The organism is Micromonospora palythoicola (assembly GCF_036689795.1).
Lineage (GTDB): Bacteria > Actinomycetota > Actinomycetes > Mycobacteriales > Micromonosporaceae > Micromonospora > Micromonospora palythoicola.
The window spans coordinates 41,647-52,230 of the sequence record NZ_JBAGKI010000042.1; the positions used below are offsets into that span (position 1 = coordinate 41,647).

The 10,584-nt window shown below is 69.5% G+C and carries 10 protein-coding genes and 2 tRNA genes; 1 reads left to right on the forward strand and 11 read right to left on the reverse strand.

The features are described from left to right. Positions 1-51: 51 nt before the first annotated feature. From V5O40_RS18705 to V5O40_RS18760, 11 genes are all read right to left on the reverse strand, one after another. A complete protein-coding gene (locus tag V5O40_RS18705) occupies positions 52-816 on the reverse strand; it encodes an ABC transporter permease (protein ID WP_269737703.1) in 765 nt (254 codons plus the stop codon). Next, positions 813-1,625, reverse strand: coding sequence for an ABC transporter ATP-binding protein (locus tag V5O40_RS18710; protein WP_332906652.1), 813 nt, complete (start codon positions 1,623-1,625; stop codon positions 813-815). The genes V5O40_RS18705 and V5O40_RS18710 overlap by 4 nt, the downstream gene beginning before the upstream one ends. Next, complete coding sequence (locus V5O40_RS18715) at positions 1,622-2,008, reverse strand: DUF1048 domain-containing protein (RefSeq protein ID WP_332906653.1); 387 nt, start codon at positions 2,006-2,008, stop codon at positions 1,622-1,624. Before V5O40_RS18715 ends, V5O40_RS18710 begins: the two co-directional genes overlap by 4 nt. Beyond that, a complete protein-coding gene (locus V5O40_RS18720; protein WP_456299392.1) occupies positions 2,005-2,340 on the reverse strand; it encodes a PadR family transcriptional regulator in 336 nt (111 codons plus the stop codon). The genes V5O40_RS18715 and V5O40_RS18720 overlap by 4 nt, the downstream gene beginning before the upstream one ends. Before the next feature lie 729 nt (positions 2,341-3,069). Further along, positions 3,070-3,429 carry a hypothetical protein gene (locus V5O40_RS18730; protein ID WP_332906655.1) on the reverse strand — a complete coding sequence of 120 codons (360 nt, stop codon included), beginning with the start codon at positions 3,427-3,429 and terminating at the stop codon, positions 3,070-3,072. An 86-nt stretch (positions 3,430-3,515) separates the two neighbouring features. Continuing rightward, entirely contained in the window at positions 3,516-4,877 is a 1,362-nt protein-coding gene (locus V5O40_RS18735; RefSeq protein WP_332906665.1) for an RNA-guided endonuclease InsQ/TnpB family protein, read from the reverse strand. Between the two features lie 601 nt (positions 4,878-5,478). Continuing rightward, a tRNA-Ile gene (locus tag V5O40_RS18740) sits at positions 5,479-5,555 on the reverse strand. A gap of 120 nt (positions 5,556-5,675) precedes the next feature. Beyond that, positions 5,676-7,373, reverse strand: coding sequence for an insulinase family protein (locus tag V5O40_RS18745; RefSeq protein ID WP_332906656.1), 1,698 nt, complete (start codon positions 7,371-7,373; stop codon positions 5,676-5,678). Beyond that, complete coding sequence (locus V5O40_RS18750) at positions 7,370-8,320, reverse strand: tetratricopeptide repeat protein (RefSeq protein ID WP_332906657.1); 951 nt, start codon at positions 8,318-8,320, stop codon at positions 7,370-7,372. Before V5O40_RS18750 ends, V5O40_RS18745 begins: the two co-directional genes overlap by 4 nt. A 46-nt stretch (positions 8,321-8,366) precedes the next feature. Further along, positions 8,367-9,602 (reverse strand): NAD(P)/FAD-dependent oxidoreductase, encoded by a 1,236-nt coding sequence (locus V5O40_RS18755; RefSeq protein ID WP_332906658.1) that lies wholly within the window; start codon positions 9,600-9,602, stop codon positions 8,367-8,369. Positions 9,603-9,737: 135 nt separating this feature from the next. Beyond that, positions 9,738-9,810, reverse strand: a tRNA-Asn gene (locus tag V5O40_RS18760). Positions 9,811-10,085: 275 nt separating this feature from the next. Between V5O40_RS18760 and V5O40_RS18765 the strand changes: the two genes are divergently transcribed. Beyond that, the gene (locus V5O40_RS18765; protein WP_332906659.1) at positions 10,086-10,469 is read left to right on the forward strand and encodes a hypothetical protein; all 384 of its coding nucleotides are present in this window, start codon (positions 10,086-10,088) and stop codon (positions 10,467-10,469) included. The last annotated feature ends 115 nt before the right edge of the window (positions 10,470-10,584 follow it).

Consider the following 10,584-nt stretch of genomic DNA (forward strand, 5'->3'; position numbering starts at 1 on the left):
AAAGGCGGCCCCGCATCCACTGTGGATGCGACGCCGCCTTCCTGCGATCGGTCAGCTGATCTTCTTACGGTAGATCGCCGTCGCACCGAGGTACGCGACCACGAGCAGCCCGACGCACCAACCGAGGGCGATCCAGAGGTCGTTGCCGACGGGTTCCTGGGCGAACAGTGCGCGGAGCGTGTTCACGATGGACGTGACGGGCTGGTTCTCGGCGAACCACGCGACCGGGCCGGGCATCGAGTCGGTGGGGACGAACGCCGAGCTGATGAAGGGCAGGAAGATCAGCGGGTAGCTGAAGCCGCTCGCGCCGTCGATGGTCTTGGCGGTCAGGCCCGGCATCACGGCGATCCAGCTGAGGGCGAGGGTGAACAGGATCAGGATGCCGGCGGCGGCCAGCCAGTCGACCACGGACGCGCTGGTGCGGAAGCCCATGATCAGCGCGACGCCGATGACGATCACGAGCGAGGCCAGGTTGGCGATGAGCGAGGTCAGGACGTGCGCCCAGAGCACCGAGGGACGCGAGATCGGCATCGACTGGAAGCGCTCGAAGATGCCGCCCTGCATGTCCAGGAACAGCCGGTACGCGGTGTAGGCGATGCCGGACGCGATGGTGATGAGCAGGATGCCGGGGAGCATGTAGTTGATGTACGACTCACCGGTGCCGGTGTTGATGGCTCCGCCCAGCACGTACACGAAGAGCAGCAGCAGCGCGATCGGGGTGATCGCGGTGGTGATGATGGTGTCCGGGCTGCGGAGGATGTGACGCAGGGAGCGGCCGGTGAGGGTTCCGGTGTCGCTGAGGGCGTGGGCGGTCATCGGGATTCCTCTCCTGCGGGCGTGGCCGGCTGGTCGGCGGTGTCACTGGTTTCGCCAACGAGGGCGAGGAAGACGTCCTCGAGGCTCGGCTGCTTCTCGATGTACTCGACCTTGGCGGCCGGGAGGAGTTGCTTCAGCTCGGTGAGGGTGCCGTTCTGGATGATCGTTCCCTTGTGCAGGATCGCGATCCGGTCGGCGAGTTGCTCGGCCTCGTCGAGGTACTGCGTGGTCAGCAGGATTGTCGTGCCACCTTCGGCGAGCTGCTTCACCGTCTGCCAGACCTCGATGCGGGCCTGCGGGTCGAGGCCGGTGGTCGGCTCGTCGAGGAAGACGACCGGCGGGTTGCCGACCAGGCTCATCGCGATGTCGAGCCGGCGGCGCATACCGCCGGAGTACGTGCCAGCCTTGCGGTTCCCGGCATCGGTGAGCGAGAAGCGGGCGAGCAGATCGTCGGCGATCGCGCCCGGGTCCTTCAGGTGCCGGAGCTTCGCGACCAGGATCAGATTCTCCCGGCCGGTGAGCACCTCGTCGACCGCGGCGAACTGGCCGGTCAGGCTGATCGACTTGCGTACCTCGGCCGGCGCCGAGGAGACGTCGAACCCCTGGACGGTGGCGGTGCCGCTGTCCGCCTTCAGCAACGTCGACAGGATCCGCACCAGCGTGGTCTTGCCGGCGCCGTTCGAGCCGAGCAGCGCGAAGATGCTCCCCGCCGCCACGTCGAAGTCGACGCCCCGCAGCACGTGCAGGTCCTTGAAGGACTTGGTGATGGCCTGCACCCTGATCGCTGGTTCGCGAGCCGTGGTGGTCATTCGCTCTTCTCCTCACCGTTGTTGTGGTCAGCAGCGTCGATCGCCTGCCGCAGGCGCTCGCGCTCCCTGTCAATCCACTGCCTGCCGGCGTACGCCTGCAGGAACGTCTCGGCGAACTCGACCGGGTCGTCGCCGACGATCGCGCGGACCGGCGTTCCGTCGGCGACGGCGCGCTCCCAGAGGTCGACGAAGTCGCCGAACATGGTGGTGAGCGTGTCGCCGTCGAGGATCGCGCCGTGGTACATGAAGTACCGGTGCAGCGCCTTGGCCGCGCCGCGATAGGGCTCCGGCAGGGCCTCGATCCGGGCCATGAGGGCCCGGTACTGCTTCTTCTGATCGAGCGACCCGACGAGTGTCTCGATCCACTTCGCGGCCATGCTCATGCCCCCTGGTCGTGTTGGTTGCCGTTGTGGTGGAGTTGCTCGATGCGGTCCGCGAGGACGCGCCACGTCCTCCAGAACTCGGTGAGTTGCTCGCGCCCCTTCGCGTTGAGCGAGTACACCTTCCGTGGGGGACCCTTCTCGGAGGGGACCTTCACCACGTCCACGAACCCACGCTGCTCGATGCGGACGAGCAACGCGTAGATGGTGCCTTCCGCGATGTCCGAGAATCCGCGGTCGCGCAGCCACGCGGTGATCTCGTAGCCGTACGCGGACTTCCGCGCCAGAATCGCCAGGACGATGCCTTCGAGCGTGCCCTTCAGCATCTCCGTCATCTGGTTGCCCACACCATCGCCCCCTCGCTACCAAGCGTCGCTGACTACCAGTAGACGGTAACACTAGGTACCGGTAGATAGCAACGCTGAATACCGAGGGATTTCGCGGCAGTGAGACCCGACGCCGCAGTCCACGTAGCGCCGGTCGGGTGGCCCTACCGCGGCGGGGACGAGACGTTGATCAACAGTGCCGGAACGATCGCCGACGCTCCCGGCGCGTGGACCGCCGTCATCACGAGGTGTTCCCTCGGACCCGACCCCCGAAGCCCGCACAGGAATGGGCTTGCCGCGTGAGTGTCGACTGCGCCTCGACGGAGACGACGTTGCGATCAAGCCGGACCTCCTGGTCAGAGCCCAGTGCGCAATCGATCGAGCCAGCGACCACACCGCCGCCTCACTTCATCGAAGATTATTGCAGCTAGATCAGCGGTAGTGGAGGACCCGAACCACCATGTGGACCTTGCCGTTCCAGTCGCGGGAGAAGGGCGAAAGGTCCGCCGTTCCGGCAGCTCCGCCAACCGGGCACGGAGGCAACGCACAACATCCGCACCCCAACTGGAACTGACCGCCGGCAACCTCTCCAAGCACCTGAGCGTGCTGGAGGAGGCTGGCCTGATCGAGGTCGAGAAGGGCTACGAGGCCGGCGTGGCCGCACGTGGACCACTCTCACGCCGCCGGCGACCACGCGTTGTCCGACGAGATCCGACGGCTCCCAACTGACGGCCGGCGCTACTCCCGCGCCGGCAAGTCGTGAAACCACCGCCGGGACGACACGGGCACCAGCAACAGGCCGACGACGACTGACGCACCAACGATCTGCAGCAGCCCCAGCGCACCTGCCGTGGTGATCGCGACTACGCCGTACACAACAACCGCTGTCGCGAAGACGGTTGTCCAGAACCGGGCCCGCCCGCTACCACGCCACAGGCCGTGAGCCAGCGCCAGAAGGAGAAGCACCCCGATCAACCCGTAGACCATGGATGCACCACCCGCAAACATCGTCGACGCCGGGAGCGCGGCCGCCACGAGCACGATGATCGAGGCAACGGCGACAGGAACAGGAACGCGTCGCTGACTCTGCTCGATCATCGGCTCATGGTAGGGGTTCTGCTGCCGCCGACCTCCTGCGGACCAGACGCGGACCGCTCACCCGCCTGCTCCTAGTGCGGTGTCCACTAACGTTCACCGGGTTTGTGGTGGGTGTTGTGGATCCTCGCCTGGTGGGCGAGCGACTCCCCTCCCGGATGGGTGGGGCGGGCCACCGCTGGCCAACCGATCCCGTGGTGCCGCCCGGGTGGGCGGCGGGGGTCACGTCGGGACTGACCTGCACCGGGGAGGTGTCGGCCGGCTCGACGGTGCGTGATCACCTGCGGCAGCACGAGGTGTGCTGGGCTGGTGGTGGGTCCGCCGCCCGGTGCCCGGGTGGCGATGGTGGCGGCCGCGCGCAGGTCGCGGTGCCCGGTGTATCGGCAGTATGGGCAGGTGGGGATCCGCCCTCGTGGTTTCGGTACCCGCCGGTGGCAGGTGGAGGAGGTGCCACGTTCGTCGACCAGCCGCAGGGTGATGCCGGCGAGGGTGGCCTTGTCGGTGAGGACCTGGATCAGCCGGCCGATCTGCCACTGCCGTAGCCGCAGGTTGTGCCGCCGCCCGGCTGGCAGGTCGAGGACGCCTCGGGGATCGCCGACGTGCAGGACACCGATCCGCTGCTGGACGGCCCAGGTGATGACGGCTTTGGCGGCTTCGTGTTGGGCCTGCCGGACCCGCCGCCGATGCCGGCCCTCCACCAGTCGCGCGCGACGGCGGTAGTGCCGCCACCGCCGCGAACCCTTCTGCCCGGGTCTCGGTGCCCGCCGGGCCACCGCCCGGCGGCGGGCTTTCGTGTCGGTCAGGTGCATCCGATGCTCGGCACGGATGCCCCTGCCGGACACCAACAACTCCTGCCCGGCCGGCCCGGCCACCGCGTACGGATGAATGGTCCCCAGATCCACACCGGCGACGCGGCCCGGATCCGGCTCCTCCCCAGGTGGATAGACGGTCATCGGAATCTCGGCGGTGACGTCGAGGAAGAGCCTGCCGCCCTCGTATCCCAGCGTGATCGATCGGATGTGCTCGACTGGGTAGGGCAGGTTGCGGGCCAGCCGCACCCACAACGGACGGCTGCCCTTCGCGCACGGGATCCGCACCCGCCGGCCGGTGATGGTGAACGTGCCGTGATACCAGCGCACTGGCACCAGAGCACGCCGCCGACGCGGAAACCGCCCTGTGGCGTCACCGGCCTTACGGCGCTTCGCCGCCGCGAACCAGGCATCCGAAAACCGCCGCAACACCGACCGGGCACCCGTCGAATCCAGATCACCGAACGTCCCTGGACCAGACGCCGCCAACTCACGGCACAACTCCTGATAGCCCACCAGGGGAAAGTCGCGGCGGCGGCGACGCCAGGCGTTGACCTCCAGAACACAGGCCCACACATCACCCGCCGAACGCAGCAGACCAATACAACGCCGCCGCTGCCCCGCCGTCACCCGCAGCCCCATCCGAGCGGTGCGATACACCACTGCCGGCACGACACGATCCCGACGACGAGGCACGAACCGCAGTCAACACCACCCGTACGACATTTCCCCGACCACGACCAACCCGGCCAACGTTAATGGACACCGCACTAGCCGCTGACCCGCTGCAACAACGCCACCAGGGCGTAGACCACTCCGACCCACGCAGCCACCTGCCCTGCGCGGAAAAAGGCGGTGCCGGCGAGAAGGAACCTCATTCTCGCGGCCTTCTCAGCTTCGTCGGGGTTCATGGCGATCTCTCCACGTCTCGGCGCTCTGAGGCTGATCCTTCATGATCTGGCTCGCGATGGGAACGGCCTGATGTTGATGAATCGTCAGTCACCGGCAGTCCTACCTGGTCCCGAGCATGAGCCCCAAGCCGAACAGGAGAAGACCGAGGATGGTGGATGCAATGGTGACCGCGTTCCACCCTGAAAACGTCCGGCGCGCCCAGTCCTCGAAATCAGATCTCACCGGCTGAGCAAAGCACCCCGATCCGAACGTCGCAAAGGCTGTCGACGCCGGCTGAACCCTGACCCCCTGTTCCGTGACCCCAAGCTGGCCGTTGAACAGGGGAAACGGCTGGTGGGGCGGGCGGGACTCGAACCCGCGACCGAGGGATTATGAGTCCCCTGCTCTAACCGGCTGAGCTACCGCCCCGGTACCGGGGCGGATCTTATCCCGCCCGGTCGATCACCGGCCAACGCACCGTCCCGACATCGCGGTGCGGTCCGAACGGACCGGACCGCTCGGAAGGGATTCAGCGTCGACGGCCTTCTCTCACCGGCGTCCCCTTCGCCTCAGCAGCACGATGGGCAACGCGAGGATAACAGTGAGCAGCCAGCCGATCACGACCGCACCCCACAGTACGGCGACGTCCTCCTCGGCGGTGGGGCTGATGAACATGCCGATGGTGAGCAGCAGGGTGAACCCACCCACGACAAGCGTGGCGAGGCCGCTGAGCACCATCAGCAGGATCTCCCACCCGGCCCGCTTCGGCCGGGCCAGGTACTCACGGGCCTCGCGGAGGGCACGCGGTTGCGGGATGTTCTCCGGGTCGCGGGGCGGCATGGTGATCTGCCGGTCGACCGGCACCCCGCTGTCGATGACGTTCATCGCCGCCGGATGCGTGTCGAACAGGGTCGGCTCGATGTGCAGCACGATCGCGTCGTGGCCGATGAGTTGCCGGGCGCCGTCGGGCCAGGCGAGCATCGCGGCGCAGTCGGCGTACCGGACGGTGAGGGTGCCGCCGGCACCGACGTGGCTGACCCCCTCGGTGCCGACGAGCAGGCGACCGTCGTCGTCGCGGGCGTGGTAGGTGGTGCCTGACACGGCCGACTCCGACGAGGTGGGCGCGGCGGTGAAGCCCGCCCAGTCGGCGCGGGTTCCGTCCGGCACCATCAGCAGTGCGGAAGCGTGCGCCTCCTGGGCGACCTCGTGCAGGTCCGTGACGGTGACCGCCTTGAGTTCGGCGAGGTGCTCGTCGATCGTGTGGTTCGGTTCGCCGGTGAGCAGGTTGAAGGCGTACGCGGGCAGCCGCGCGGCGTCGAACTCCGCGGTGGCGTACATGTCGACCCGCTTGGCCACCGCGGCGTCCAGGTCGCTCTGCTCGATCCGTCCGACCCGCAGCTTGGCCAGCACGTCGATGAATCCGCCGACGACCGCGTCCTGCTTCTCGGCGAGGGCGTCGGCGAGGGCGCGCAGGTGGGCGTGCCCGTCGCCGCGCGGTTCGTACCCCGTGTTGATGGTGTAGGAGAGCCCGGCGTCCTGGCGCAGTGCCCGGAACAGCTCGCGCTCCAGCACCTCGGCGAAGACGGTGGCGGCGGCCCGACGCCGCACCACGGCGTCGAGTACCACCGCCCGCGAGCCGTGCACGAAGTACGCCGGAGTGGTCGGCAGCGCCGACGAGGCGGCCGGTACCGGCTGCCGGGTGCCGGTGGGCAGGTCCAGCCGCAGCCCTTCGGGCACCCGGTCACCGGCGATCCAGAGCACCGCGTTCTCCCGGGTGAACCAGCGTGCGGCCCACTGGCGCAGTTCCTCGGCGGTGAGCCCGCTCAGCCCCCATTCCGGGTAGCTGCTGAGCCCGTGGTCGCGGGCACCGTGACGCCACAACGGGATGTCGTCGATCGCCGAACCTCCCCGGCTGCTCCACTCGGTGCGCAGGATGTCCTTCTCCACCTCCAGCCGGGCGGTGGGCAGTTCGGTGAGGTTGGCACAGACGGAGGTCAGGAAGGTGGCGATGTCCGCCGCCGAGCCCTGCATGTGGAAGGTGGTGAAGACCGGTCCGGTGGCGCCGTTGAAGTGGTAGTCGGCGCTGCCCAGCGGCGCGAGGACGAGGTGTTCGAGCAGGTGGGTGATGCCGTGGCGGGCCAGCGTCTCGTCGGCGGTGCCGACCCGGAAGGTCAGACCGGCGCGCATCGACCCGCCGGTGGGGGCGAGCAGCGTCGGCACCCCGTCGGTTTCCAGGTGTTGGATCACGGCCGTCCGCCCTTCGCGTACGCCTTGTCGCGGAACCGCTGGAACTGCCGCACCGCGTCGCCGAAGTAGCCGAACATCGACTCGTCACCGAGGTGTCCGAGGGCGGCGAACTGCTGCGCCGCCGGTGTCCACTCCTGCATGAGGCAGAAGGCGAGGGCGAAGGTGCTGCGTACCTGGACCCAGCCCCAGCCGTGGCGGAAATCGCGGTGCCAGACGGAGCGCTGGGCCGCTTCGTGGATCTCGGCGCGTACCCGCTGGCCGCGGAGGAACTCACCGGCGGCGGACAGGTTGCCGTGGTCGAGAGCCTGTTCCAGGTGCGCCTCGACGATGAGGACGGCGTTGGGCGCGCCGGCCGGTGCGGCGTCGGCGCACTCCCGGGCGAAGGCGTGTGTCCTGTCCCAGGTGCCGCTCCACTTGGGACAGAACTGCTGCAACAGGGAACCCTGTGCCGGCAGGTGGTGCGGGTGCGCGGCGGCGAGCCGGTCGTAGCGGCGCCGGGCCTCGGCCTGGCCGAGTTGCAGGCCGCGGGCGCTGGTGACCCGCTGGGTCCAGGCTGCCGCGTCCTGCGGGTGGCGGGCGGTGGCCTCGATGAGGATCTGCTCGGCCCGACGCAGATGATCGAAGAACTGGGCGAACTGTTCCCGGCTGACGTCCTGTGCCCGGCTGGCCGTCCGGATCCGCCATCCGGCGTGTATCAGGTGTGCCCCCAGCATGGCCGCGGCCAACGGGTCGTCCGGTCGCTCGGCGAGTGCCTTCCGCAGCAGCGGCTCGGCGTCCGGTGTGTCACCGACCTCGCCGACGAGGACCGTCCGACCGTGGGCGCCCTGGGCGTCGACGAGGGCGCTCAGCGCCGGCCAGTCACCGGCGGCCAGCGCGCCACGGGCGGCGGCCACCTGGGGGTACGCCGCCGCGGCGTCGAAGACCGGCGGCGGGAGGGGTGCGGGCATGGCGAGGATCATAGGTGATCATCTTCGGGTCGGTGACCCCGAATTGTCAGTGCTGGCGCAGGTGCCGCAGGGCGGCTCCGGCGGTGCGCCAGCCGCTGGCGAGTGCCCCCTGGATGGACGGGCTGTCGCGGTGGTCACCGGCGACGAACAGTCCGTTTCCCAGCCCCACCGGCTTACGTAGCCGGCCCTGTGGCGGCGGCGCGGCGGGCAGCGCGGCGGGGATCGTGACCGTGGTCAGGTGCGCCCAGTCGGCGGTGGGCCGCCCGTACAGCCGGGTCAGTTCCAGCCGCACGGCCGGCTCGGTCGGTACCGACGGCCCGACCACGGAGGTGGCGATCAGGTGCCGGCCGGTGGGCGCGTAGCCGGGCACGGCGTGGCTGACCACGACCGTGTTGGCGATCATCTCGCGGCGGTCGCCGTCGAGGAGCAGGATCGGCTCGTCCAACGGTGGCTCGGTGGCCGCGTGGTAGAAGGTGGTGTACGCGTGCATGCGCACCGGGGGCAGGTCCAGCAGCCGGGTGGCGGCGGGCGGGTCGGCGGCGACGATGACGGCCCGGCAGCGCAGCTCGCCGGCGGTGGTCCGGACGCGACCCGGCGCCACCTCGGCGACGGCGGTGTTCAGCTCCAGCAGCCCGGTCGGCAGCGGCGCGGCGACGGCCCGGGGCAGCGCCGCCATGCCCTCGGCGGGCAGGCCGACCCGGCCCCGGGCGAACGAGCGCAGCACCATCGCCAGGACGTGGCTGGAGGTGGCCAGTTCCCGGTCGAGCAGCACGCCGGAGAGGAACGGACGGAGCAGGTCCTCGATGATCGCGTGGGAGAGGCCCGCGCGACGCAGGGCCGCCTCGGCGGTGGTCTCTGGCCGGGCGAGCAGACGTTCGGGGGACAGCGTGGCGTAGCTCGCGGCGAGAGCGGCGAAGCGCAGCCGGTCGGGCAGGGAACCGACGGGGGCCAGAGCGGTGCCCGGACCACCGGCGGGCTCGCGCAACGGGTTGACCAGCCGCAGCAGCTGACCGCCCTTGCGTACCAGCACTCCCGAGACGAAGTAGCCGAGGTCGAGAGCGTCCACGTCGAGCAGCGCACCCACCCGGGGGTAGGCGGTGTTGAGGACCTGGAAGCCACGATCGAGCAGGAATCCGTCGACGGCATCGGTGGCGACCCGACCACCGAGCCGGTCGGTGGCCTCGACCAACTGCCAGGGCACCCCGGCGCGGTGCAGGCGGCGAGCCGCGGCGAGGCCGGCGAGACCGCCGCCCACGATCACCACGTCGGTGTCAGTGGACATCGGGTACCAGCGTAGACCGGTTGGCCTGGTGCCGCCGTGCGAAGAACCGGCGCGACCCCGGTCGGCGCGCTCTGGCGGGCGGAACGACTGACGCCCACCGGATCGGGCCGGTGGGCGTCCTGGTGAGAAGTGGAGCTCCCCCGTTTGGACTCGAACCAAAAACCTGCCGGTTAACAGCCGGCTGCTCTGCCAATTGAGCTACGGGGGACCGCAACAACGCCCGGAACGGATCGCTCCGCACCGCGCGCCGGGCACAAGAGTACAGGACGTCGGGGGGTGTTGGTCCAGGGGGTTCATCGGCCATCACCGAGCCGGCCGGTGGCCGTTTACCAGACAAATCGTCATCCTGGCACAAGGAGGTATGAGCGGAGAGCAGGATGGGTAGTTAGCTGCCGACGACAGGACGCAGGCGCGAATCGGTAGGTCCCGCCACCCGGCTTCCGGGAGCGGGACGACGGCGCGTCAGGTACGAAAGGAGCCGCCATGCGCGGAAAGATCATGTTCCTTGGCGGGCTGGCTGCAGGGTTCGTCCTGGGCGCCCGTGCCGGCCGGGAAAAGTACGAGGAGCTGGTGGTCCGGGGCCGCAAGGTGCTCGACCACCCGACCGTCCAGGAGGCGGCCGGGGTCGCGCAGGCCCAGGCGAACCGCCTCTACCACGAGGGCAAGGACAAGCTCGGCAACTCCAAGCTGGGCGAGAAGTTGAACTCCAACGGCAAGGAATCGCTCACCCCGGCCGACGACACGTTCGCCGGTACGCCGGCCACGGCCGGCAGCAAGTCGGGTTCCGGCACGTCGAGCTCCACTTCGACGTCCACCACCCCCCGCACCAAGCCGACCGGTACCGGAGCCAACGGCAGCACGCTCTGAGCAGCACGCTCTGAGTACTACGGACGGGGCCCGCCCCCCCCCACCGTGTACGGGGCCCGGCGGACCCCCCCCCCCCCGCCGACCCACGCGGGCAGGCGGTGTGGGAGTGGGGGGG

What these genes read in the sequence shown, in the direction of transcription:
- V5O40_RS18705 (WP_269737703.1), bottom strand. Translation starts at nt 816, where the DNA reads ATGACCGCCCACGCCCTCAGCGACACCGGAACCCTCACCGGCCGCTCC.
- V5O40_RS18710 (WP_332906652.1), bottom strand. Translation starts at nt 1,625, where the DNA reads ATGACCACCACGGCTCGCGAACCAGCGATCAGGGTGCAGGCCATCACC.
- V5O40_RS18715 (WP_332906653.1), bottom strand. Translation starts at nt 2,008, where the DNA reads ATGAGCATGGCCGCGAAGTGGATCGAGACACTCGTCGGGTCGCTCGAT.
- V5O40_RS18720 (WP_456299392.1), bottom strand. Translation starts at nt 2,340, where the DNA reads ATGACGGAGATGCTGAAGGGCACGCTCGAAGGCATCGTCCTGGCGATT.
- V5O40_RS18730 (WP_332906655.1), bottom strand. Translation starts at nt 3,429, where the DNA reads ATGATCGAGCAGAGTCAGCGACGCGTTCCTGTTCCTGTCGCCGTTGCC.
- V5O40_RS18735 (WP_332906665.1), bottom strand. Translation starts at nt 4,877, where the DNA reads ATGGGGCTGCGGGTGACGGCGGGGCAGCGGCGGCGTTGTATTGGTCTG.
- V5O40_RS18750 (WP_332906657.1), bottom strand. Translation starts at nt 8,320, where the DNA reads ATGCCCGCACCCCTCCCGCCGCCGGTCTTCGACGCCGCGGCGGCGTAC.
- V5O40_RS18755 (WP_332906658.1), bottom strand. Translation starts at nt 9,602, where the DNA reads ATGTCCACTGACACCGACGTGGTGATCGTGGGCGGCGGTCTCGCCGGC.
- V5O40_RS18765 (WP_332906659.1), top strand. Translation starts at nt 10,086, where the DNA reads ATGCGCGGAAAGATCATGTTCCTTGGCGGGCTGGCTGCAGGGTTCGTC.